This is a genomic window from Sphaerisporangium album (assembly GCF_003323745.1).
In the GTDB taxonomy this organism is placed as follows: Bacteria; Actinomycetota; Actinomycetes; order Streptosporangiales; family Streptosporangiaceae; genus Sphaerisporangium; species Sphaerisporangium album.
In genome coordinates this window covers 49400-74780 of the sequence record NZ_QOIL01000013.1, presented here as the reverse complement: position 1 = coordinate 74780, position 25381 = coordinate 49400, and the positions used below count along the sequence as shown (strand labels likewise).

Annotated in this window: 11 protein-coding genes; all 11 read right to left on the bottom strand. The window is 75.2% G+C overall.

From position 1 onward, the window contains the following. Positions 1 to 84: 84 nt before the first annotated feature. A complete protein-coding gene (locus DQ384_RS22790; RefSeq protein ID WP_114030910.1) occupies positions 85 to 1272 on the bottom strand; it encodes an endo-1,4-beta-xylanase in 1188 nt (395 codons plus the stop codon). Positions 1273 to 1573: 301 nt separating this feature from the next. Next, positions 1574 to 3175, bottom strand: a complete 1602-nt coding sequence (locus DQ384_RS43680) for a salicylate synthase (protein WP_114030909.1) — start codon at positions 3173 to 3175, stop codon at positions 1574 to 1576. Beyond that, positions 3172 to 4926 (bottom strand): ABC transporter ATP-binding protein, encoded by a 1755-nt coding sequence (locus DQ384_RS22780; RefSeq protein ID WP_114030908.1) that lies wholly within the window; start codon positions 4924 to 4926, stop codon positions 3172 to 3174. Before DQ384_RS22780 ends, DQ384_RS43680 begins: the two co-directional genes overlap by 4 nt. Continuing rightward, entirely contained in the window at positions 4923 to 6908 is a 1986-nt protein-coding gene (locus DQ384_RS22775; protein WP_245966702.1) for an ATP-binding cassette domain-containing protein, read from the bottom strand. Before DQ384_RS22775 ends, DQ384_RS22780 begins: the two co-directional genes overlap by 4 nt. Further along, positions 6905 to 7633, bottom strand: coding sequence for a class I SAM-dependent methyltransferase (locus DQ384_RS22770; RefSeq protein WP_114030906.1), 729 nt, complete (start codon positions 7631 to 7633; stop codon positions 6905 to 6907). Before DQ384_RS22770 ends, DQ384_RS22775 begins: the two co-directional genes overlap by 4 nt. A 34-nt stretch (positions 7634 to 7667) precedes the next feature. Beyond that, positions 7668 to 8498, bottom strand: a complete 831-nt coding sequence (locus DQ384_RS22765) for a thioesterase II family protein (protein WP_220183073.1) — start codon at positions 8496 to 8498, stop codon at positions 7668 to 7670. Continuing rightward, the gene (locus tag DQ384_RS22760; RefSeq protein WP_114030905.1) at positions 8495 to 9769 is read right to left on the bottom strand and encodes a cytochrome P450; all 1275 of its coding nucleotides are present in this window, start codon (positions 9767 to 9769) and stop codon (positions 8495 to 8497) included. The genes DQ384_RS22765 and DQ384_RS22760 overlap by 4 nt, the downstream gene beginning before the upstream one ends. 133 nt (positions 9770 to 9902) lie before the next feature. Then, a complete protein-coding gene (locus tag DQ384_RS43015) occupies positions 9903 to 11807 on the bottom strand; it encodes a Gfo/Idh/MocA family oxidoreductase (RefSeq protein ID WP_114030904.1) in 1905 nt (634 codons plus the stop codon). Beyond that, positions 11804 to 12961: a saccharopine dehydrogenase NADP-binding domain-containing protein gene (locus DQ384_RS22750; protein WP_114030903.1), complete on the bottom strand. Its 1158-nt coding sequence runs from the start codon at positions 12959 to 12961 to the stop codon at positions 11804 to 11806. Before DQ384_RS22750 ends, DQ384_RS43015 begins: the two co-directional genes overlap by 4 nt. After that, a complete protein-coding gene (locus DQ384_RS22745) occupies positions 12958 to 18495 on the bottom strand; it encodes a non-ribosomal peptide synthetase (RefSeq protein ID WP_114030902.1) in 5538 nt (1845 codons plus the stop codon). Before DQ384_RS22745 ends, DQ384_RS22750 begins: the two co-directional genes overlap by 4 nt. Then, the gene (locus DQ384_RS22740) at positions 18492 to 25226 is read right to left on the bottom strand and encodes a non-ribosomal peptide synthetase (protein ID WP_245966701.1); all 6735 of its coding nucleotides are present in this window, start codon (positions 25224 to 25226) and stop codon (positions 18492 to 18494) included. Before DQ384_RS22740 ends, DQ384_RS22745 begins: the two co-directional genes overlap by 4 nt. Between the last annotated feature and the right edge of the window lie 155 nt (positions 25227 to 25381).

Below are 25381 nucleotides of genomic sequence, written 5' to 3'. Positions count from 1 at the left end.
GGCCGGCGCCACGCGGCCCCGGCCCGCCCTCTGAGATGGTGCCCGCCGCGGGGCGTCCGGGCCGAGGACGCCCCGCGACGCCGCTCATCGCCTGGGCTTCTGCGGGATCCTCGGCAGCACGTAGGGCGGGCCGGCGTACGCCAGGTCGGCCTTGACCACGTTGTAGGCGCGCTTCGGCCGGTAGGACTCGTCGTACAGGGTGGCCAGGCCCTCCGGGGGGTCGCTGAACCAGCCGGGCACCCAGGAGTGCTTGTCTGTGAATCCCCACACCGTGAAGCTGAGGCAGTGCCGGTCGGCCAGGCACGCCTGCAGGAGCACGCTGTAGTTCGACGCCGACGCCTGGAGGCGGGGGTTGATCTCGGCCGGGTCGCCCGCGCGCACGCCCGCGGTCATCTGGCTGCGCACGTCCACCTCGGTGAACGCCGTGGCGAGCCCGAGGCCGGAGAAGGCGTCGAGCACCTCGCCCACCTGGAAGGCGTCGTAGTCGGCGTACTGCGTGCCGAGATGCCCCTGGCTGCCCACGCCGTCGATGGGGACACCGCTCGCGCGCAGTTGCCTGGCCATGGTGTAGACGTACCAGGTCTTGTCGGAAGGGCCGCGGTCCCCGAACGCCTCGATGTTGTAGTCGTTGTAGAACAGCAGGGCCCCGGGGTCGGCGGCGCGGGCCCAGCGGAAGGCGTCGGCGATGTAGCCGGGGCCGAGGTGCTGGGCCCAGAAGCCCTTCAGGTGGATCGACGACGGGCTGTCCCACGGGTCGCTGGCCGCCTCGTTGACGACGTCCCACTGCCAGATCTTGCCCTTGAAGTGCTTGACGACGGCGGTGATGTGGTCGCGCAGGATGTCGCGCAGCCGCGCGTCGCTGATCGTCCCGTCGTTGACGCCCTGGGTGAGCCAGGCGGGCAGCTGGTTCTGCCAGACCAGCACGTGACCGCGGACCCGCTGGCCGTTCCTGCGGGCGAAGTCGACGAGCTCGTCCGCGGGACCCCAGTTGTACACACCCCGGGTGGGTTCCAGAGCCTCCCACTTCATGACGTTCTCGGCGGTGACGGTGGAGAACTGCGACGCGGCGAGTGCCCGGTACTGCGGATCGGCCGCGTCGTGCAGCGCTTCCATGTCGATCGCGGTGCCGATGGCGAGGTCGTGGCGGGCGGCGAGCGCGCGCAGGCTCTGCTCGGCCACCGTGGGGTGCCGCTGGGCCGCGAGAACCGGCACGGCGGTCAGCGCGCCGGCCAGCGTGACCACGGCGGCGCCGATGGCTAAGAAACGTCTCATTGAGCTCCCTCGGTCTTCGCCCCCGAAATTTTCGGTTCAATTGCGAAACATGATGGTAGCCAAGCGTGCAATCACGGAAAAGGCCCATGTTGCAATCCCGAAACATTTCGGAAACCGGGAACCTCATGCGCCGCCCCTGTGGAGGGCGCCCCCCGGCATCGGGAGACGCCCGGATATCACGGGAGTTCGCAGGTCGAGTGGCGTTCCGCTCGCTGCGCGCACCGGCTCTTCGCCGCACGTCTCACAGCATGGTCACCGGTCGACCATTTGCACGGCAGGACGGCCACTGTGAGCAGTCGCCTCACTCGCCGTGAAACCGCAGGTGCGGGAGGACGCTGCGGAGCTTCTCGCACGTCTCCTCGTACTCGCGCTCCGGAGTGGACTGCCCCATGACCCCGGCCCCGGCGCGGAGCCAGGTACGGCCCTCGTGTCCGAACAGCGTTCGCAGGACCAGCGCCGCGTCCAGGGAGCCGTCGGTCCCGGCCCGGAACACCGCTCCCCCGTAGAGCCCGCGAGGTCCGGGCTCGTGGCGGCTCAGGGCGGCGAGGGCGGCGGCCTTCGGCACACCGGTGGCGGTGACGGCCGGGAAGAGCGCCGCGAACGCCGACCACGGGCCCAGCCCGTCGCGCAACCGTCCGGCGACCCGGGACGCCAGGTGCTGCACCGACCCCCGGGCCCTGACCGCCATGAACTCCTCGATCACCACAGAGCCGGGGCGGCAGACGGCTTCCATCTCCTCGCAGGCGAGCCGTACCGAGATCGCGTGCTCGTGGACCTCCTTCGGATCGGCCAGGAGTTCTTCGCACAGGCGGGCGTTCTCGGCGGGGTCGGGTCCGAGCGCGCGGGTGCCCGCGAGCGGCTGAGTGGAGACCCGGCCGCTCGCGTCCACCTCCACGACGGTCTCCGGGCTGAAGCCGGCGGCCCGCCGGCCACCGAGGTCCAGGAGGAAGGAGCGCGCGGGGGTGTTGGCGCGGCGTCCCGCGAGGTAGGAGGCGGCGAAGTCGACCCGGGTCCCCTCGGGGAGCGGGACGGTACGGGACAGGACGGCCTTGTCGAGCAGGCCCGCCTGGATGTCGGCGATGCCGTGGGCGACCGCCCGCCGGTACGCGGATCCGTCCACCGCGATGAGGCGTCCCGCGTCCCGCCCGGCCGGAGCCCCCGCCGGCATACCGGCCCGAGCGCTCACCGGGGCACCCGCCCGGCCGCCCGCCGGAGCACCGGCCCCAACGTCCGCCGCGGCTTCGGTCCCAGTGTCCGCCGCGGCCTCGGCCCGGGCGTCCGCCCGAATGACGGTGCGCGCTCCCGGGCCCGGGGTGGCGGCGTCACGCAGCAGGGCGGCGATCCTCCTGGTCCACACGTCGTCGACCGCGCGTAGCTCGGCCTTCCCCCGGCTGAGGGCTACCTCCGCGCACGGCGCCATGACGTACAGGAGCGGTTCGCCTCCCGCGGCGTCCGGATCGCCGTGCAGGAGGTGGGCGAGTTCGAAGGCGGCCCAGCCGTACACGTGCCGGTCCGACGCGCCCGTGTCGCGGAGCGCCGCGAGCGCTTCGGCCACCTTGTCCAGGGGCCGGCCGTCGGCGGCCACGGTCCAGGTGCGCCCGCCGGCACGCGCGGTGATCTCGGCCGCGCCGGCGGTGAGCGAGACGGCGGAGCCCGCGGCGAAGTACCAGACTCCGGCGTGTTCGTACACGGCGTGCTCCTCGCCGAGGCCGGCCTGGGCGAGCAGCACCGCGGCGCGGGCCGGGTCGTCCGGGCCGTCGAGGACGACGGAGTACCTGAGCGGGGCGACGGCCCGCGCCCACTCCGCCCACTCCGTCCGCCCGCGGCGTCCCGCGGCGTCGATCGTCACGCCCGCGCGGCGGTGCGCGTCGCCGGTCGTCCCGGTCAGGGTCGGCGCGCTCATCGGGCCGCCTCCAGCCGCCAGCCCTCGGCGTCGGTCCGCTGACGCCAGAAGCCGGTGTAGGTGCCGCCCGCGGCGAGCAGCTCGTCGTGCGTGCCGCGTTCGGTGATGCGCCCGTCCTCCATGACGAGCACCTGGTCGGCGGCCAGGACGGTGCTCAGCCGGTGGGTGATCACCAGCAGGGTCTTCTCCGCGGCCAGGGCCCGGACGGTGGAGGTCAGCACGGCCTCGTTCTCGTGGTCGAGCGCGGCGGTGGCCTCGTCCAGGACGAGGATGGGCGCGTCCTTGAGCAGGGCCCGGGCGACGGACACGCGCTGGCGCTGCCCGCCGGACAGGGCGGCGCCGCCCTCGCCGACGCGGGTGGCCCAGCCATCGGGCAGTTCCTCCACCACCTGGTCCAGCCCGGCCATGACCGCCGCGCGGCGCAGCGCCTCGTCGCCGGCGTCGGGGGCGCCGACGCGGACGTTGTCCTCGATCGTGCCCTCGAAGAGGTAGACGTCCTGGAAGACGATCGAGACGGTCGCTGCCAGTTCCTCGGGAGTGATGTCGCGGACGTCGACGCCCCCGACGCGGACCGTGCCGTCGGTGGTGTCCCAGAAGCGGGCGAGCAGCCGGGCGACGGTGGTCTTGCCGGCGCCGGACGGTCCGACGAGAGCGGTCATGCTGCGCTCGGGGATGCGGAAGCTCACGTCGGCGAGCAGTCCAGCGGGTACGGCCGCGGCCGTGGCGTCCTGCGGGTAGCCGAAGCAGACGCCGTCGAACTCCACGTCGGCCCCCTTGGGGGACAGGGGTTCTGCCGGTCGCGGGAAGGGGCTCGCGCCGAGGACGGCGGCCAGCCGTTCCAGGCTGTTGCGGGCCATCCGCGTCCCCGCCCCCAGGTCGGCCGCGGCGGAAAGGCCGTCGGTGAGCCGGCCGGTGAGCACCAGCAGGGCGAGCAGGGTCGGCACGTCCAGGGAGCCGTCCAGGACCCACGAGACTCCGAGGGCGAGCAGGAGGGCGAAGACCATGCGGGTGACGAAGGCGAAGGACACCAGGCCGGGCACGCCACGGACGATCATCCGCCGGTCGGCGCGGGACTCGGCCACCAGCGCGTCGTCGAGCGCCCCGTAGCCGTCGGCGGTCCGGCCGAACGCGCGCAGGACCGGCTGGTTCCGGGCGTACTCCAGGATCCGGTCCGCCGACTCGCCGATCGCGCCGTCACGGCCCTGGTCCAGCCTGCGCATCACCGAGGTGCTCCACACGTGGACGCCCAGCAGCACCGGCGCGCACACGAGCAGCACGAGCGCGACCCGCCCGTCGAAGAAGAAGGCGGCGGCCACGATCGTGACCGGGGTGAGCACAGAGCCGGTCAGCGGGCGCAGCAGGTGCGCCGGCATGTTCATGACCTGGACGACGTTCTGGGCGGCCAGGCGGCTCAGCTCGGCGGCCCGTCCGGCGGTGAACCAGCCGAGGGGCAGGTCGAGGGCGCGGTCGGCGAGCCGCCGGTGGAGGACACGCGAGAGCCGGGAGCCGACGGTGAAGCCGCTGCTCAGGCCGATGGCCTGCAGGACGGCGTAGCCGAGCGAGCAGGCCGCCAGCGCGGCGAGCCACGGCCAGACCTCACCCGGGTTCGCGCCGAGCAGGGCGCGCAGCACCGGCACCAGCAGGGCGAACGCGATGCCCTGGAGCACGGCGGCGCCGACCTGCACGGCGAGGAGGCGGTTCAGGGCGCCGGATCCTCCGGGCCCGAGGACACGGTAGAGATGGCGGATCATCGCGGGGTCCCCTCCCGGGGGTCGTCGGGGAGGCCGAGGGCGGCCGGGGCCGGAGCCCCTGGTCCGCCGGCGCGTTCCCGGGCCTTTGTCCCGGCCGGTGCCTGGGACGCGCCGGCGCGTGCCTGGGCCTTCCACAGCCGGGCGTAGCGGCCGCCGGCGGCCCGCAGTTCCTCGTGGCGGCCGCGCTCGGCGATCCGCCCGCCGTCGAGCACCACGATCTGGTCGGCGTGGCGGACGGTGGACAGCCGATGCGCGATGACCAGGAGCGTGCGCCCGGCGGCGAGCGTGGACAGCGCGGTCTGGATCAGCGCCTCGGAGTACGGGTCGGCGTACGCCGTGGCTTCGTCCAGGACGAGGACGGGCGCGTCGGCGAGCAGGGCCCGCGCGATGGACAGGCGTTGCGCCTCGCCGCCGGAGAACGCGACGCCGGTCCCTACCTCGGTGGCGTAGCCGCCGGGCAGCGCGGCGATCCGGTCGTGGATCCGGGCGGCGCGGGCGGCCCGCTCGACCTCCTCGCCGGTGGCCTCCGGGCGGCCGAGGCGGATGTTGTCCGCGACGGAGGCGCGCAGCAGGCGTACGTCCTGCAGGACGAACCCGACGTGGCGGTAGAGCTCGGCGGCCGGGACGTCGCGGACGTCGGCGCCGCCGATGGTGACGGCGCCCGTGGTGACGTCGTGGAAGCGCGGCAGCAGCGAGGCGAGGGTGGACTTGCCGGATCCGGACGGGCCGACGAGCGCGGTGACGGTGCCGGGCTCCAGATCGAGGTCGATGCCGCGCAGCACGTCGGAGCGCCCGTCATAGGAGAAGGACACGTCGCGCATCGAGACGCGGGAGCCCTCCGGCGTGGCGGGCGTCGCCGTCTGCGGCAGGACGGGGGTGGCGAGCAGGCCGGCGATCCGGGCCGCGGCCGCCTGGCCCGCCCGGATCTGCTGGATCCGGGTGCCGACCACGCTCATGGGCGCGGCGACGACCGGCCCGAGCAGCACGAACGGCACCAGGGCCGCGCCGGTCGTCCACCCGTTCACGACGAACACGGCCCCGGTCACGACGAGCAGGAGCAGCACGAGCACCGGGGAGACGACGAGCAGGGCCCCTGTGGAGGCCACCAGCGTGGTGCGGACCCAGGCGGTGAAGAAGTCGGAGAAGCCGTCGGTCGCGGACAGGAAACGGTCGTGGACGTTGCGGCCGCGGCCGAAGGTCTTCAGGACGGCGATGCCGTTGGCGAATTCCACGGCGGCCGAGGAGATCCGGCCGAGGGCCGCGCCGTACTCCCCCATCTGAGCCGCCGCTCCCGACATGGCCCGGCCGAACAGATGGGCGCCGAGGGCGAGCGGGAGGACGCTGAGCAGGGCCAGGCGCCAGTCGACGGTCAGCAGATAGGCCAGGGCCAGGACGGGGGCGGTGAAGAGGGCCGTGACGTCGAGCAGGGTGTGGGCGACCAGCGTGTGTAGCGCGCGCACGTCGTCCCGCACGGCGCGTTCGATCTCGGCCCCGCCCCTGGCGGTGATCCACCCTAGGGGCAGCCGCCCGGCGTGATCTGCCAGCCGCCGGCGCAGGGTGAGCTGCAGGTCGTTGTCCGCTAGATGGCTGACGAAGCCGGCCGCGGACCCGAGGGCCAGGGCCGCGAGACCGGAGAGGCAGGCGAGGGTGACCAGCGGCCACAGGTCGTCCCCGGAGGGCGGGGAGCCGCCGGTCAGGTGGACGGCGATCCGGGCCAGGGCGATGAAGGGCATGACACCGGCGAGCGCTCCGGCGGCCTGGAGGGCGACGGCCGGCGCGAGACGGCCCCGGACCTCGCGCAGGATGCCGAGCAGCGGGGACGGCGGCGCCCCGGGCACGTGCGGCGGGCCGGGCTCGCCGTGCGCGGCGGGCGGGCCCGGCTCACGCTGAGCGGCGGACGTGGCGGACGCGCCGGGCGGGCCCGGCCGGCGGTGCTCGGCGGGCATGCCGGGCGGGGCCGGCGGTGAGGTGCGTTGGGTCACTTGACGAGGACTCCGATTTCGGGGATGGCCTGGCCGCCGGCCTCGGTGACACGGCGGCTCGTCATTCCCGCCTCGCGGGCGAGCCGGGCGACGTCGAAGGTGTGCCAGTCGTATTCGTCGGAGACCTCGCGGACGGTGCGCCCGTCCCGCAGGACCTTCCAGACGGTGGTGAAGCGCATGGCGTCCCCCTGCGCGGGCTCGCCGCCGATCCACCACTCGTACGTCTGGCGGCCGATGGTCTCCCGCAGGGACATCACCGGCGGGATGACGCGCGGGGCGGACACACCCATCAGCTCGACGACGATGACGCCGCCGGTGGGCAGCCTGTCGGCGAGCCGCCGCCACAGGGACACGCGCTCGGCGGCGGTGAGGTGCCCGGCCACGCCGAAGATCACCACCGCCGAGAGCCGCTCCGGCAGGTCGAGGTCCTGCGCCGCGCCGTCGGTGACGGTCACGCGGCGGCGCAGGTCCGGGTCGCGGGCGACCCGCGAGGTGAGCATGGCGCGCATGGTGGCGGACGGCTCGGCGGCGACGATCTCCGCCTCGGGCAGCGCGGACGCGATGGCCTCGGTGATCCGGCCGGTTCCTGCGCCGATCTCCAGCACGGGGCCGTGCGAGACGTCGACGCCGGCGAGCACCCGGGCGAGCGGTGGTCCGCTGCTGGCGGTGTGGCGGGTGGCGACCATCTCGTAGAACTCGGCGGAGGCCGAGTAGTAGTCGATCACGGGAGTGCTCCTGCGCGGGAGGACGGCCTGGTGGTCATGGGGTGCTCGGCCACCGGTGATCCCCTCTGGCCAGCGACGGGTCCAGCCTCCGCAGCACCGCCCCGACGACCTCCCGGCGCTGCCGGTTGAGGTAGAAGTGGCCGCCCGGGAAGGACCGGACCTCGGTGTGGCCGGTGGTGAGCTCTGCCCAGCCGCCGGCGCTCCCGGGGGTCAGCTCCGGGTCCGACTCGCCCGCGAAGACGGCGATCGGGCAGCTCAGCGGCGTGCGCGGCACCGGGCGGTAGGTCTCGATGAGGCGGTAGTCGTTGCGGATGTAGCCGAGCACCAACGGTCGCACTCCGTCGTCCGCCAGTACTTCCAGGCTGGTGCCGCCGAGCCGCTCCAGCTCCCGGCACAGCACCTCGTCCGTCTGACGGTGGACCTCGCCGGCCGTGGCGGTGCCCGGGGCCTCGCGCCCCGAGACGAACAGCCGCCGCGGCGCGGGCGCGCCCCGGTGGCGCAGCTCGTGGGCCAGCTCCCAGGCGACGGCCGAGCCCATGCTGTGGCCGAACAGGGCGTACGGACGGTCGAGCGCCGGTGTCAGGGCGCCGGCGATCCGCGTGACCAGGTCCTGCATGCCGTCCACGAGGGGGTCCTGGAAGCGGTCCTCACGGCCTGGGTACTGGACGGTCAGGAGCTCGACCTCCGGCGGCAGCAGGGCCGCCCACGGACGGTAGGCGCTGGCGCCGCCTCCGGCGTGGGGCAGGCAGACCAGCCGCAGCCGGGCCGCGGGGCGGGGGCTCCAGCAGCGGATCCACGGGCTCGAACGCCATAGGGAGCCGTCCCCGCCCCGCGCGGGCGCGGGGACGGCGGGACGGGCGCTCACCAGGTCACCGGCAGCCGCTCGATGCCGAAGGTCGCCGAGTCGTGCTTGAACTCGACCTCCTCGTACGGTACGGCCAGGCGCAGCGTGGGCACGCGGCGGAGCAGCGTCTCCAGGGCCACCTCCAGCTCCAGCCGGGCCAGATGCTGGCCGATGCACTGGTGCACGCCGTAGCCGAAGGCGACGTGATGGTTCTCCGGGCGGTGGAAGTCGACCCGTTCCGGTTCGGGGAACTGCTCGGGGTCGTGGTTGGCGGCGGCCAGCAGGCCGATGACGCCGTCGTCGGCGGGCACCACCGCGCCGGAGATCTCGATGTCCCGCGCCGCGACCCGCAGCGGGATCGAGTCGGCGATCGACATCACCCGCAGCAGCTCGTCCACGGCGGCGGGCATGAGCGAGGGGTCGGCCCGCAGCTCCTCCGCCAGGTCGGGGCGCTGGAGGAGCAACAGGGTGCTCAGGGCGATCATGTTCGTGCTGGTCTCGCGCCCGGCGTTGATGGTGATGCCCACCGTGGACAGAAGCTCGGGCACGGTGACGTTGCCGGTCCGCAGGTGGCCGGCCACCAGCTTGGACAGCAGGTCGTCGCCCGGCTCCTCCTGACGCCGCTCGACCCGGCCCGAGATGAGGGCGAACAGGCCGCCGAGGGCCTCCGCCACCTGCTCGGCGGTGCTGCTCCGGGAGCCGGAGACGCGGGTGACGTCCCGGAAGAACTCCAGGTTCTCCTTGGGGATGCCGAGGAGTTCGCAGATCACGGAGGTGGAGACGGCGTTCGCGTACGCGGGCACGAAGTCGACGGGGCCGCCGGAGGCGAGCATGGAGTCCAGGAGGCCGTCCACGATGGCCTGCACGGCGGGCCTCATGGCGCGGATCCGGCGGACGGTGAACTCCGGGAGCAGCATCCGGCGGTAGCGGGTGTGCTCGGGGGCGTCGGTGCGGATGAAGGGCCGCAGCCGCGCCCCGACCTCCTGCTCGCCCTCGCCGAGGGCGGGGAAGTTCGGGCGGCGGATGTCCGCGCTGATCCGCGGGTCCGCGAGCAGTTCGCGCACGTCCTCGTAGCGGCTGACCACCCAGGCCTCACGTCCGGTGGGCAGGGTGACCCGGGCCACGGGCTCCTCGGTACGCAGGCGGGCGTACTCCTCGGGCGGGGAGAAGGGGCAGCCCCGGCGCATGGGGAAGCCCTGCGGACGGGCGGCGTCCGCCTCAGGGGCCGCCCTTGCGGGCTCGGCGGCCTCGGACGCGGCGGTGGGAGGGCTGGGAGGCGCGGGCGGGTTCATCTATCGTCCTTCGTCGTCGGAGAGTTGAGGCCGGTTGCCGGTCGGCCGGTCGGCTTCGCCGTCGGAGAGAGGGGGCCGGTGGCGAGACGGCGAGCGAGCCACGTCGCCGGAGGGCCGGTGGCCGGACGGCGGGTCAGCATGGCGGTCGGCGGGTCAGCATGGCGAGCGGCGGCGCGCCCGGCCGGGTGGGGAGCGCCCGCGGGTGCAGCCCGGACTCCTCGGCCACCTGCCGCAGCCCGAAGGGGATCCACCGGTAGGAGTCGCGGACCTCGCGCAGCGGCGCGTCCTCGTCCTCCCGGTACACGCGCCAGGTGGTGCGCAGCCGCATCTCGCCCGGGTCGTCGCCGGGGGCGCCGGAGAACCACCACTCGTAGCGGTGCCGGCCCGCCCGGGCCGTCGCCATGCGGGCTTCGGGGAGGACCAGGGGCGTTTCCAGGCCCATGAGCTCGACGATGACCACTCCGCCGGGAGCCAGGCGTGGCAGGAGCCGCTCCCAGAGCCGCTCGCGCCGCCCGGCGTCCAGGTGGCCGAGGACGCCGCACAGCAGGACGGCGCTGACGCGGTCCGGGAGCTCCAGCTCGGGGGCCGCGTCCGCGGTGATCGTCACCCGGGGGCGCAGGTAGGGGTCGCTGAAGACGCGGCTGGTGAGCACGGCCCGCATGCCGACGGCCGGCTCGCAGGCCAGGATCTCCGCGTCGGGCCGGGCGCGGGCGACGGCCTCGGTCACCAGGCCGGTGCCGGCGCCGATGTCGACCACCGGCCCGTGGGAGAGGTCCACCCCGGCGAGCGCCCCGGCGATGGCGGCGGCGCTCCCGGTGGCGGTGTGCTCGGTGGCGACCAGGTCGAAGAACTCGGCCGACGGCACGTACGGCGCCTCGGCCGGGGGCACGTGCGGCGCCGCGTCGGCGGCCTGGTGCCGTGGTGAGGGCGCCGGTGCCCGCACCTCACCGGGGGCCGGAAGGCCGGGGAACACCTCGACGGCCGCGAGCGGGCGCGGGGCGGAGGGCCGGACGATCTCCGGTGGCCCGAGCCGCGCGGCCAGGTCCGACCAGATGCGGCACACCGCCAGGTCGTACTGCGCCGCCCGCAGCGCGTCCCCGCCCTCCGCCACGGCGTCGCGCATCCCGTCGAGCGCGAGGCCGATGGCCTGCGGCCACAGCTCGGTGAACACCTCGCGGAACGTCCCGGCGCCGCCGGCGACCGTGACGGTGGCGAGGCCGAGATCGCCGGTGCCGGGCCCGTCCAGGACGAACCGGTGGCCGGAGTCCCGACCGACGTGCAGCCTGGGGCTCCACAGCAGCGGCCCGTGGGTGTCGGCGAGGGTGAGCACCCCTCCCTCGGTGCCGACCGACAGCCGGTGCCAGTGCAGGGCGTGGTTGTCCCGGTCCGCCGGATCCATCTGGTGGTGCACGCGCAAGGTCAGCGGCACGCCGCCGAGCAGCCCCTGCAGGACGCGGAACGGCTGCGCGCCGAGTTCCCCTGGGACGGGCGCCGGGGCGGCGAACCGCCACGGGCGCAGCGAGCCCAGCGCGCGGCCGAGGATGTCCACCATCGGGTACATCAGGTGGATGGGCGTGGCGGCGTCCACGAACAGGGGTTCGCGCCGCACGGCGAGCCTGCGGGCGGCCTCGATGAACGCGCGCACCGGTCCGACGTGCGGGTAGTGGGTGTTGAGCCGGTACTGCACGCGGTGGGCGCGGGCGAGCTTCAGGCACTCGGTCAGCTCCCCGAGATGGACGGGGTGCTCCTGCAGGACGTGCACGCCACGGCCGATCAGGGCCTTGGCCAGGGCGGTTCCCTCGCCTCCCTGGATCGACGAGCCCACCACGACGCACGCCACGTCGACGTCGTCCGGCAGTTCCCCGACGTCGGTATGGTGCGGCACGCCGAGGCGCCGGGCGTGGTCGCGGGAGGCGGCGGAGCCGCGGCTGAGGATTCCGGCCAGGACGTATCCGGGGTGGTCGAGCACGGCCTGGATGTAGAAGCGGCCGAAGTTGGTGCCGCAGACGACCACGCGCAGGGGAGGCGGCCCGCTCACAGCACTCCCTCCTCGACCATTTCGACGTCGTGCGGCCCGCCGGACAGATCGAACCGGATGGCGGCCCCGCCGCTCCGGACGCGGTCGGCGACGGTGTCCGGGTCGAGCACGTCGCAGGCGAAATGCACGCCGGGTGGCACGGCGCCGCGCAGCACGGCGTCCACCGCCAGGGCGCCGACGACAGCGGTGAGCCGGTAGCTGCTGGCCGTGCGCACCGTCAGGCGGCGCTCCGCGGGCTCGCCGCCGGCGGTGCCGGTGAGGCGGAAGCCGAGCACGTAGTAGGGGGTGCGCCCGGCGAGGTCGAGTTCGGCGGCGAGGATGAGCCGGTCGGCGAGCCGCTCCATGTCCTCCCCCGCGGCGAGGCGGGCCGGCAGCAGGTTGAGCAGGGCGTGCACCTGCGGGCCCGGGTGAACGTTGAACCAGTCCACGCGGTCCAGGCCGAGGCGCGCGGCGAGGCGTTCGGTCTCGCCGCCGAGGTACGGCTGGAGGGCGACACGGCCGGGGAAGCCGGGCGCCTCGGCGTCCTCGGTCGCCCTCAGCGCGCGGGAGGCACGGCGCCCGCCGCGTACGGCGGCCAGCGGCTCGCCGTACGCGGCCCCGTCCGCGCCGCCGGAGGTGAGCGAGAGCATCAGGTCCGTGGCCACGGTCGGAGAGCACGGCTCCAGCCCGCCGCAGTGGGCGGTCAGCGCGTGCACCTCGTCCAGCCCCTGACGGGCCAGCCACCGGGGAAGCAGTGAGGAGAGTCCGGGCAGCGCCCCGGCCGACAGGATTACGGCGCGGCCGTCGCGGGCCGGGTCGCCCGCCTGGAGCAGGTCCTCCGCGGCCGGGTCGTCGCCGGCCACGTCGACGCAGTCCGCTCCGGCGGCCAGCGCGGCGGAGGCCACGGTGGCCCTGAGCCGGTAGGTCGGGCCGGCGCAGTTGAGGACGACGTCGCATCCGCCGGCGAAGGCGGCCAGGCTCGCGGCGTCGCCGATGTCCGTAGGCGCGACCTCGCCGCGGCCGGTGAGGTCCTCGTCGCGTACCCGCGTGAGGGCGCCGGCGCGGCGCCCGCCGAGGCGTAGCGTGGTGTGGCCGAGGTCCAGCAGCTCGCGGACCGCGGCCCGGCCCACCGCGCCCGAGGCGCCGAGCACGCCGATGACCGGGGTGGCCGTCATCGGGTCACCGCGCCGTCGGTCAGCTCGCCGAGGATCTTCAGCACCGCGGGCGCGTGCTCGGCCGAGAGGCAGCTGAAGTGGTCGCCGCCGATGTCGACGATCTCCAGGTCGCCGAGAGTCAGCTCCTCCCAGTACCCGGTGACGGCGGCCTTGCTGCCGGGGAACGGGTACGCGCCGTCGTGGCGCAGGAAGGTGATGTCGCCCGCGTACGGCTCCGCGTGGTAGCGGGTGATGGCGAAGACGCTCTGCCGGAAGGCGGAGAACAGGCGCGTCATGTGGCCGGGCTCGTAGCTGCCCGCCGAGGCGGGCACGGCCTCGCACATCCGGGCGATGCGCGCGGCCCGGGGCACCGCGGCCAGGGCACGGAAGCAGGCGGCGACGTCGGCGTACTCCCCCGTCAGGGCGGCGAGCCCGCCGTCGGGCAGGACGCCGGGACTGCCCGCCAGCACGGCGTCCGCGGCAGCGGCCACCCGGTACTGGTCGCCGGGGAAACCGAGGTCGGCCGGGTCGATGCCCATCATCACCGCGAAGGAGTACTCCGACAGCAGTTCGTCGTCGAGGCGGAACCGCGGGCTGTGGCTGCTGATGACCGTCAGGGTCTCCACACGCGCGCCCGACTCGGCCAGGTTGCGGGCCACCTCGGTGGCGATCAGGCCGCCCAGGCAGTAGCCGACGACGTGGAAGCGATCGCCACCGCCCGCCGTCAGCGCGCGGGCGTAGTCGGCCGCGAGCCGTTCGATGAGGCCCTCGGGAGGGGCCGTCAGGTAGTCGTCGAGCCCGGGGACCTCCAGGCCGGCGACGGTGGCGACGCCCGGGGAGCGCCGCCTGATCTCGGTGACCAGCGCCCGGTAGGGCATGATCGTCCCCGTGCCGGCGTGCACGAGGACGGTGGTGGGCTCGTCGGCCGACCGGGAGCCGTGCAGGTGGACGACGGGGTCGATCGGCGCGCCGGGCCGTGCGGCCGGCGACTCGCCGCCCAGGCCGCGCAGGAACGCGGCGAGGCCCGCCACCGTGGGCCGCCGCAACATGTGCCGCAGCACGACCTCCCACTCCAGCTCGGTGGCCTCGGGCACCCGCTCCCGCAGCCGTCCGACCATGCGGGCGACCAGCAGGGAGTCGCCGCCCAGCGCGAAGAAGTCGTCCGCGCGGCGGACGTGCTCCGCGCCCAGCAGCTCCGCCCACAGCGCGGAGAGCCTGGTCTCCAGCTCGTCCATCGGCCGGTCGTCGGCGTCCGGAGTCGCCTGCGCGGCCTCGCGGGGCAGCCAGGAGCGCAGCCGGGCCCGGTCGGTCTTGCCGTTGGCGGTGCGGGGCAGGGCGTCGACGATCTGCCACACCGAGGGGATCATGTACTCGGGCAGCCGGGTCGACGCCCCGCGGACCAGTTCGCCCACCGTGATGTGGGCGCGGTCGGCCTTCATCCGGGCGAGGAAGACCTCCTGCCCGGTGGCGGCCAGCGGGTCGCCCGGTTCCGGGAGCGCGGCGACGTCCGACGCGCCGTGCCGGGCCAGCACCTCCAGCCACTGCGGCCGGGTGAGGAAGGACTGCCCGTTGTGCCGGCGCAGGTCCGTCCAGACGCGGCCGGCGACCTCCAGGAACTCCATGGACACCAGCAGGGGGTAGTGGTCGTCCCGGGTGTTCTCCACGAAGACCAGGTGGCCGCCGGGCACCAGCAGCTCGCGCAGCCGCGCCACCGCCGCCTCCGCGTCGGACGCGGCGTGCAGGGTGTTGGCGCAGACTACGACGTCGAAGGTGTTGGGGACGAAGCCCTGGCCGCGGAGGTCCTCGTTCACGTCGAAACGCTCGTGGCGCACCCAGGGGTGGTCGGCGAACCGCTCGCGAGCCTCGCCGAGGAAGAACGCGGAGGAGTCGGTGAACAGGTAGTCCACGCCGTACCCGGCGAGCGCCGGCACCAGCTCGCCGGTCGTGCCGCCGACGCCGCCGCCGACCTCCAGGACGCGCAGCCGCTCCTCTCCGGTGTGGGCGGCGGCGATCTCGCGCACGGCGGCCACGACGGCCCGGTTGAGGTGGCGGATGGCGAGGTTGTCCCGGTAGGCGGCGTCGGCCGCCTCCGTAGCCGCGCCGGGGAAGAGCAGCGCGCGGACGTCGAGGTCGCCGGCGATGAGCTCGGGCAACCGGCCGGCGCAGGTGCGCATGACGCCGAGCAGCTCGGTGCTCCACCCCACCTCCCGCTCCAGGGCGGCGGCCCGCCGCCACGCCTCCTCCAGCTCCGCCTCCGAGACGGGACGTCCCGCGTGGAGGGTCCCGGTCTCGACGTCGAGGGACAGCAGGCCCCGGGTGGTGAGCGCGCGCAGCCAGCGGCGCAGGATGTGCCGGTGACGCGGGGTGGAGCGCAGCGCGGCGTACACCTCCTCGGCGGTGTGCCCGGCGGCTCCGGTGAACAGCCCGGCCTGCGTGAGCACGCGGCTCATCACCGCCAGCGCGACCTCGTCGAGCGTGGCCAGGAAGGCGGCCAGCCGCTCGGCGTCGACCTCCGCCGAGGCCGCGCGCACGGCTTCGGCCGCGGCCGCGCGCACGGGGGCGGCCACCGGTGAGCCGGGCTGACCGGGTCCGAGGCGCGCCGTCTCGACGAACGCGGCCAGGCGGCGGCCGCCCGCGGCGGAGTCGTCCACGAGGACGGCCCCCATGGCGACGGCCGGGTGGGCCCGCACGGCGGCCTCGACCTCGGCCAGCTCCACCCGGTAGCCGCGGATCTTCACCTGGGCGTCCTCGCGGCCGAGGAACTCGATGGTCCCGTCAGGCAGGTAGCGGCCCAGGTCGCCGGTGCGGTAGATCCGCGCGCCGGTGGCGGGGTCGGTGACGAACCGTTCCGCGGTGCGCGCCCGGTCGCCGAGGTACCCCAGGGCCACTCCGGCCCCGCCGATGTACAGCTCGCCGGCCACCCAGTCGGGGCGGGAACGCATGGCGTGGTCGAGCACGGCGAAGTACTGGTTGGTCAGCGGCCGGCCGTAGGGGATGCTCGGCCGCCGCGTGTCCACCTCGCCGACCGGGTGGGCGATGGACCAGATGGAGCCCTCGGTCGCGCCGCCGAGGGCGATGACCTCCACGCCGGGCAGCAGCGCCCGTGCCTCGTCCGGCAGGCCGACGGGGATCCAGTCGCCGGAGAGCAGGGCCAGGCGCAGCGTGCCGTCCCCCGCCGGAGGCTCCGAGCGCAGCCAGTCGCAGAGCATCTGCAGCTGGCCGGGCACCGAGTTCCACACCGTGACACCGCTGCCGGCGATGAGCTCTGCCCAGTGGGAGGGGTCCCCCCGGCGCCCGGCCTCGGGCAGCACGAGGACACCGCCCACGGCCAGCGGGCCGAAGATGTCGTAGACCGACAGGTCGAAGCCCAGTCCCGCGATGCCGAGGACGCGGTCGCCGGCGGTGACGCCGTAACGGCGTGTGATGTCCTCGACCGTGTTCAGGGCGGCCCGGTGGCTGATCATCACCCCCTTGGGCGTGCCGGTGGAGCCGGAGGTGTAGATGACGTAGGCGAGGTCGTCGGGGTCGCGGCGGCGCTCGGGCACGGTGTCGGGCGCGTCGCCCTCGGGCAGCCGGTCCACGGCGACGGCGGACACGTCCTCGGGCAGATCGCCGATCTCCGCCAGCCAGGACTGCGTCAGCACGACCCGGACCGCGGCGTCGACGAGGATGGTGTCGCGGCGCGCCGGCGGCTGCGCGGTGTCGACCGGCAGGTAGGCGCCCCCGGCCAGCAGGGTGCCGAGCACGGCGACGACCTGCTCCCAGCCCTTCTCCATCCAGACGGCCACCGGCTCGCCGGGACGCAGCCCGGCCGCGGCCAGCCGGTCGGCGACCTCCGCCGCCCGCCCGAGAAGCTCCCGGTAGGTGAGGGTGCGGTCCGCGGCCTCCACCGCGACCGCGCCGGGCACGGCCAGCGCGCGGGCGACGATCGGCTCGTGGAGCAGCGCGTCCGGCAGCGGCCCCTCCGTCGCGTTCACCTCGGCCCGGCGCGCGGCCTGCGCGGGGGGCAGCGCGACGGCGGCCGGACGGTCCCAGGCGGCCTCGGCCCGCGCGCCCTCGGCCGCCAGCGACTCCACCAGGGCGGCGTAGCCCGCGAACATGTCCTCGGCGACGCCGCCGGGCAGGGCGCCCTCGCGGACGTCCCACGACAGGACGAGATCCTCGCCGCGCTCCATGACCTGGCAGTCCAGCCACACCTGCGGGGTCTGGGTGACCGCGTACGCGACCTCGGGCGGGACGCCGGCGGGGGCTCCGGCGGTCGCCAGGGCGCTGGTGAAGACCACCGGCATCAGCACCGGCGTGCCGGCCCGGCGGGACAGCTCGGCCAGCACCTCCGAGCCGGTGAACAGCGGGTGCTCCAGATCCTCCAGCAGCCGGGCCCCCGTCGCCCGGACCCGCTCGGTGAAGGAGGCGGGCTCGGTGAGGTCCACGGCGAGCAGTTCCAGCGACGTGAAGTCGCCGACGAGACGGCCGATGTCCTCGTGCAGGGGCGGGCGGTCCACCGTCGGCATGTTCAGGGTGAAGCGCGGGGTGCGCGACCAGCGGCCGACGACCTCGGCGTACGCGGTGAGCAGCACCGTCGAGACGGTCAGCCCGCGCCGCCCGGCGCGCTCGGCCAGGCGCTCGCGGGCCGCCGGGGGGAGCGCCCGCTCCAGGCGGCGGAAGCGGACGCGGGGCTCGTCCGGCCCTCCGCCGGAACCTTCGGCGGGGACATCGCCGTAGGCCGCGGCCCAGGGCTCGGCGGCCGGCAGCTCCGGCGCCGGCGGCAGGTCCTCCAGCCTGGCCGTCCAGTACTCGCGGTCCCGGGCGTACGCGGGGGTCTCCGTCAGGGCCCGCCGGGCCAGCACGTAGTCACGGAAGGTGATGCCGGGCGGGGCGGGCGCATCGCCGTCGCCGCGATACAGGGCGTGGAACTCGGCGAGCAGGATGCGCAGGCTGGCGTGGTCGACGGCGAGCATGTCGAACGACAGGTGCAGCACCGCGCGCCCGGGGGCCCGGGTGAGGTGGACGTCGAACAGCGGCCAGCGGCCGGGGGACGCCTGGCGCGTGGACATCCTGGCCCGGACGCCCTCCACGGCGGCACCGGCGTCGGCCGCGCCGGCATCGGTGACGGTGACCTCCACGTCGGGGACTTCGGGGAGCACCCGCTGGTACCCGTCGGTGTGGACCACCGCCCGCAGCATGTCGTGCCGTCCTACCATGTCGCGCCAGACGGCGGCGACGCGGTCCACGTCGAGTTCGGGGTACTCCAGCTCGACGTAGGCGTGGCAGGCGACGCCGCCGTAGGCGTAGGCGTCGGCCCGGCCGATCAGGTAGGCCGCCTGGATGCCGGTCAGGGGGAACGGGTCGTGGCGTCCCTCCTCGTCGTGCCGCAGGGCGTGGACCCGCTCTGCCTCGGCCAGGTGCCGCAGGATCGCGTCCTTGTGCTCGCGGAGCTCGGCGCGCCTCTCGTCGGTGAGATACCCCTTGGGCGCGCGGAAGCGCAGGTGCCCGTCCTGCGCCCACAGGACCACGCCGTCCCGGGCGTATCCGGCCAGCAGTTCGGTGATGTTCACAGCTCTCCGATCTCGAAGTCGGTCGCGCCGGCGGCGAGTGTTCTGGTGATCTCCGCGCCGAGGGCGGCGATGGTCGGGGCCGCGAAGAGGGTGCGGACCGGGATGCCCGCCCCGAAGCGGCGCTCGACCGCGGCCATCAGGCGGATCGCGGACAGACTGTCTCCGCCGATGGTGAAGAAGTTGGCGTTCCGGTCCCGCGCCGTGCCGGGCAGCAGGGCGTCCCACACTTCGGCGAGGGCCGTCTCCATCTCGCCCCGAGGCGGCTCGGCCCCGGCGGCGGAGGTGTCCCGCGCGGCGAGCCGGGCCAGCGCGCCGCGGTCGACCTTGCCGTTGGCCGTGAGCGGCAGGTCGGCCAGGACGAGCACCCGGGAGGGCACGGCGTAGGCGGGCAGGCGCTCGCCGAACCAGCGATGGAGCCGGTCGGCGAGCTCCGCCGGATCGCGGTCGCCGTCGTCGCCCGGAGGCGGGTCCTGGGCATGGCGGGGGACGGCGAAGGCGACCATACGCCGGGCGGTCCGCTCCCCCACCGCGACCACTGCGGCCCGGGCGACGCCGGGATGGGCCTCGGCCGCCGCCTCGACCTCGCCGGCCTCGATCCGATGCCCCGCGATCTTGAGCTGGGTGTCCATCCGGCCGAGGAACTCCAGCAGCCCGTCCGGCCGGTAGCGGCCGAGGTCGCCGGTGCGGTACCAGCGCCGCCCGTCCTGGACGACGAACTTCTGCGCCGTGCGCTCCGGGTCGCCCAGGTATCCGGCGGCCAGGCCGGCGCCGCCGATCCAGAGCTCTCCGGGCGTCCAGTCGGGACAGTCGCGGCCGGCGCCGTCCACGACCCGGTACCGCTGCCCGGTGAGCGGCCGCCCGTACGGGATGGACGCCCAGCCGGGGTCCACCTTGTCGACGGTGAAGGTGTTGGACCACACCGACGCCTCGGTCGCGCCGCCCATGGCGACGAACCGGCACCGGGGGGCGGCGTCCCGCAGCCGGCCCGGCAGGTCCAGGCCGATCCAGTCGCCGGAGACCAGCGCGACGCGCAGGCCCCGCAGCGCCCCGGCGCCCGTCGGGGCGTGCTCCTCGGCGTCCAGGAGCAGGTCGAGCAGCGCCGGAACCGTGTTCCACACCGTGACGTCGTGGCGGCGCAGCAGCACGGGCCACCGCCCGGGTTCGCGCCGCAGCTCGTCGGTGGGCAGCAGCAGCGACCCGCCGGCGGACAGCGGGCCGAAGACGTCGTAGACCGACAGGTCGAAATCCAGCGCGGACAGCGCGAACACGCGGTCGCCCGGGCCGATGTCGTGGCGGGCCCCGATGTCGGCGACGGTGTTCCAGGCGGCGGCGTGGGTGATCTCCACCCCCTTGGGCTCGCCGGTCGAGCCGGACGTGAAGATCACATAGGCGAGCGCGCCGACCGGCGGGCGGAGCGGCCCGTCCAGCGGGGGGTGGCCCAGCGCCTCCTGGAGGGACATCACCGGATGCGGCGCGGAGCCCGCCGGGGGGTTCTCGTCGGCGGGCCGCTCCCCCAGGGTGAGCCGGATCCCCGCGGCGGCGCGTATCCGGTCGCGGCGGTCCGCGGGCTGGTCGAGGCCGATGGGGACGTAGGTCGCGCCGGCCGCGAGGACGCCCAGCACGGCGGTGATCTGCCCGGGTCCCTTGGGAAGCGTGACCGCGACGAGGTCGCCCTCCCGCACGCCGCGGGCCAGCAGCGCGGCGGCGGTGCGCAGCGCCCCCTCCGCCAGCGCGCCGTACGTGGTGGTCTCGCCCTCGGCGGTGACCAGCGCCGTCCTGCCCGGTTCGGTCAAGGCGCGCGCGAAGAACGCCTCGTGCAGCAGGCGTGGCGCGATGGGCGCGCCCTCCTCCTCCACCGCGGCCGCTGCCCGCCGCTCCCGTTGCGCGGCGGGCAGCGGGTCGGGGAGCGGCGCGGCCCAGTCGCCGTCGGCGAGGTGGTGGAGCAGCCGGGTGTGGGCGGCGAACATCGCGTCGAGGACGCCGTCGCGGAACAGCTCCTCCACGGCGTCCCAGGTGACGACCAGCTCGCCGGACTCCTCGGTCACCTGGTGGTCGAGGCAGACCTGGGGCGACTGGGAGATCCCCCACACCTTCCCGGGGAACCCGGTGGCGGGGTCGGTGAGCGCGGCGTCGCCGACGCCGAGCGCGCTGGTGAACACCACCGGCGCGGCGGCGTCGAAGGCGCCGGTACGGCGGGCGAACTCGCGCAGCAGCCAGGCGATCGGCACGTCCTGGTGGTCCAGGTCCTCGGCCTGCCGCCGTTGCAGCGCGACGGCGGCGGGCAGCCAGCCGCCCTCCGTGCGGTGGTACGCGGCCAGGGACAGGGAGGTGAAGTCGCCGAGAATCCGGTGCACGTGCGGGTGCAGGTCGCGCCGATTGAACAGGGTGAGGGTGACGGTGACCGCGTCGGTTCCGCTCCAGGTCGCGAGGATCTCCCCGTAGGCGGCGAGCAGGACGGTGGACGGGGTCAGGCCGTGCGCCGCGGCGCGCTCCCGGAGGCGACGCCAGCGGCCGGCGTCCAGGCGCGACTGCCGCCGGGTGAACCTCGGCGTCCCCAGCAGCGCCGGGTCCCGGGCGAAGGGCAGGGCGGGGGCGGGTGGCAGCTCGTCCAGCCGCGACCGCCAGTGGTCCCGGGCGCGCTCGGCGGACGCCGGGTCGGCCGGCAGCTGGGTGAGGTAGTCGCGGAACGACGGCTCGATCGGGGGAAGCGAGGCGCCCGGGTCGGCGTAGAGGGCGTTGAGCTCGGCGTACAGGGTGGTGATCGACAGCGCGTCCAGGACGAGGTAGTCGAGGCCGATGGCGAGCCTGGTCCGGATCGTCCCCGAGGGATCGGGGTAGCGGACCGCCGCGATGGCGAAGAGGGGCCATTCGGCGGGGTCGCGGACCTGCCGCGACATCCGCTCGCGCAGCGCGGTGAGGGCCTCCTCGGCTCCGGCCGCGTCCGCCTCCTCGCGGCGGATCCGGTACGGCGGGACGGTTTCGAGCACCCGCTGCGCGCCGTCCTCGACGACGGCGCGCAGCATGCCGTGCCGCGCGACCAGCCTCGCCCACGCCCGTTCGAGCCGCTCGAGGTCGACGTCCGCGCCGTCGAACTCGCTGTAGTGCCAGGTCCCGACGCCGCCCAGGGTGAAGCCCGGGTCACGTCCGGTGTGGTAGGCCGCCTGGACGTCGGTGAGCGGGAACGGCTCGTGGGCATGGGCGGGGTCGGGGCGCAGGACGGCGGCCGGTCCGTCCGGGTCGTCCGGTCCCGGCGCGTCCGGCCGGAGCGTCAGCAGCGCGGCGAAGTCGCGCAGGACCGGGTTGGCGAACAGCGTGGCCACGCGGGCGCCGCCGAGGCCGGCGGCGCGCAGGCGGCCGATCATGCGGGTCGCGATGAGCGAGTCGCCGCCGAGCGCGAAGAAGCCGTCGCCACGGCCCACCTCGGTGACGCCGAGGAGTCCGGCCCACACCCGGGCGACCGCGGTCTCGACCGGGCTTTCCGGGGGCTCCGACGCCGCGGGGTGGTCACCGGCGGCGGCCGTCAGGGCCCGTCGCACCGCGGCGCGGTCGAGCTTGCCGTTGGCGGTGAGCGGCATCGCGTCCAGCACCAGGATCGGCTCGGGGAGCATGTACGCGGGCAGCCGTTCGGACGCGCGGCCGCGCAGGGCCTCGGGGTCCAGGCGGCCGTCCCCCGCGGGCGACACGGCGGCGGCGAGGCGGCGGGCCGGGGTCTCCACGACCGCCGCCACCGCGTGCAGCACGTCCGGATGCTCCTCCAGCACCGCCTCGACCTCGCCGAGCTCGATGCGGTGCCCGCCGATCTTCACCTGGTGGTCCGCGCGGCCGAGGAACTCCAGGACGCCGTCCGGCCGGTAGCGGGCCAGGTCGCCGCTGCGGTACCAGCGCTCGCCGTCGTGCTCGACGAACCGGGACGCGGTGCGCTGGGGATCGCCGCGGTAGCCCGTGGCCACGCCCGGCCCGCCGATCCACAGCTCGCCCGGCACGTGGTCGGGGCGGTCGCGCCCGCGCCCGTCCACGACCCGGGCCCGCATGTTCCGCAGCGGCACGCCGTACGGGATGGACCGCCACGCGGGGTCGACGTCGCCGACCTCGAAGACGGTGGAGTGCACCGCCGCCTCGGTCATGCCGCCGAGGGCCACGAAGCGGCAGCCGGGCACGAGGGACCGCAGCCGGGCGGGCTGGTCGAGCCCGACCCAGTCACCGCCGAGCAGGACGAGGCGCGGCGTGCCACCGAGGCCGGTGTCGGCGCCCGCCGTCATGAGCAGGTCCAGGAGCGCGGGTACGCACTGGACGATGGTCACGCCGTGCTCGCGGACGAGGCGGGCCCAGTGGTGGGCGTCGCGCCGGTGCTCCTGGCCGACGGCGACCACCGCCCCGCCGGCCGAGAGCGGGGCGAAGATGTCGTAGGTCGCCAGGTCGAAGTCCAGGGCGGAGATCGCGAGCGTGCGGTCGCCGGGGCCGACGCCGAACTGGTCGCCCATCGCGTCGATGGTGTTGACGACGGCGCGGTGCGACACCTCCACGCCCTTGGGCGTTCCGGTCGAGCCGGAGGTGAAGAGCAGGTAGGCGGGGCCGTCCGGTCCTGGATGGGCCACGTTCGCGGGGGCGTGGCGCTCGGCGTCGGCCAGCCGCAGCACGGTGACCCCCGGGACGTCCGCGCACAGGTGGGCGTGGGCGTCGTCGGTGAGTGCGACGGCCGCGCCGGCGGCGGCGTGGATGCGGGCGCGCCGGACGGCCGGCTGCTCCACCCCGATGGGCGCGTACGCGGCGCCCGCGGCGAGCACGCCGAGGACGGCGGTGACCTGGTCGGCGCCCTTGGGCAGGGTGACCGTCACGATGTCGCCCTCCCGCACGCCGTGGTGGCGCAGCAGGGCGGCGACCCTTCGCGCCATCGGGGCCAGCTCGCCGTAGGTCAGCGTGGACCCGTCCTCCCGGACGACGGCGACCCGTCCGGGCCGCTGCTCGGCGAGCCGGAAGAAGCGGGTGTGCAGGACATGGCCGGGCGGCGGGGAAGGCGGCAGGGCGGCGACGGCGCGGGCGGGAAGCCTGTCCTCGTCCAGCAGCGATCCGACCGGGCGCAGCCAGGCCTCCCCGGTGGTCAGGAGGCCGGTGACCAGGCGGCGGTAGGCGGCGAACGCGGCGTCCGGCACGCCGGGGGCGAGCACGCCGTCGCGGACGTCCCAGTTGAGCAGGAGACCGCCGTCGAGCTCGGTGACCTGGGCGTCGAGGTACACCTGCGGACCCTGGGAGATGATCCACACCGGGCGGCCGAAGGTCGCCTGGACGTCCCGCGTGAAGATCTCGCCGAGGCCGATGGCGCTGGTGTACACGACCGGCGCGAGCACCGGGCCGCCCTCCAGGCGCGCGAGGTCGCGCAGCACCTCGACGCCGCCGTACGCGCCGTGGGAGATGGCGGCGCGCAGCCCGTCCTGCAACCGCCGGGCCTGCTCGGCGAACGGCAGGGCGGCGCGCATATCGGCGTCGAGCAGGATCGAGCCGCTGAAGTCGCCGACGAGCCCGGCGACGTCGGGAGTGACCAGCTCCCGGTCGAACAGCGGGAGGTTGAGCAGGAAGCGCTCGCCGTCGCTCCAGGCGGCGATGACCTCGGCGAACGCGGTGGCGAGCGCGGCGGCCGGGGTGACGCCGTGCTCGCGTGCCCGGGCCAGGAGCGTCGCCTTGGCGTCCGGGTCGAGCCAGTGGTGCAGGCGCCGGGAGTGGGTGAGCGCGGAGTCGGACGCGGACACGGGCTGCAGCGGGTCCACGGTGGTGGGCAGCCGGGGCGCGCGGGGCAGCTCGGGGAGCCGCTCCCGCCACCATCCGGCGGCCCGTTCGCGTTCGGGGCCGCGGCGCCGGGCGCGCTCGGCCAGGTAGCGGCCGTACCCGAGGGTGAGCGCGGGCAGGGCCTCGCCGGGACGCTCGTACAGCCGGCGCAGGTCGGTGAGCAGGACGCGCAGGCTGAGCGCGTCGCCGGCCATCATGTCCAGGTCCAGTTGGAGCCGGGTCTCCCCGCCGGGCAGCAGGCAGAGGAAGACCCGGAAGACCTCGCCCGCGGCGATGTCCAGGCGGCCGTGGGTGTTCCGCTCGCGCAGCGTCTCCAGCGTGCCCGCGACGTCATCGGCGGGCAGTTCCCGGAGGTCGTGGACGACCAGGCCGCCGGAGGCGGGGCCGTAACGCTGGCGGCCCTCGTCGTCGAAGCGGGCCCGCAGCATGCCATGACGTTCGGTCAGGGCGCGCACGGCTCCGTCCAGCCGTACGGGGTCGACGTCCGCGCCGTCGAGCTCGACGTAGAAGTGGGCGGCGACACCGCCCAGCGGCTGGCCGTCCTGCCGGCCGATCCAGTAGGCGTGCTGCATCGTCGCCAGCGGGAACGGCGCGTCCTCTTCGAGACCGGGGGCCGTGTCCGGCGTTTCGCCCGGAACGTCGGCCGCGGAGGCCGGTCGCCCCGCCTTCTCGCGCAGCAGCGTGGACCAGGCGCCGAGCACCGGCCGCTCGGCCAGTTCCTGGAAGGTGACGGCGCTGCCGAGGCGGCGCCAGGCTCCGGCGAGCCCCATCAGGGTGAGCGAGTCGAGGCCGAGCTCGAAGAGATCACGGTCGTCGTCGATCTCGTCCGCGGGTATCCGCAGCGCCCGGGCGACGGCCTCGCGTATCTCGTCCGCCGTCGGCGCGAGGGCCTGGGATGACGGCTCCGCATGGTGTGACGCCTGATCCATGACGCGCCGTTGGTCGCTCACTGATGGTTCCCCTCCGGTCGGGCTCTCGGATGGTCGTGCCGCTCCCGTCGGTGTCGCGCCCCGGGCAGGGCGGACCGATAGGGATAAGGTAGTAGAAATGATTATCATTTCGGATAGCGAATACTAAGCACACCAGCGGGGCCCGCGCCACCACC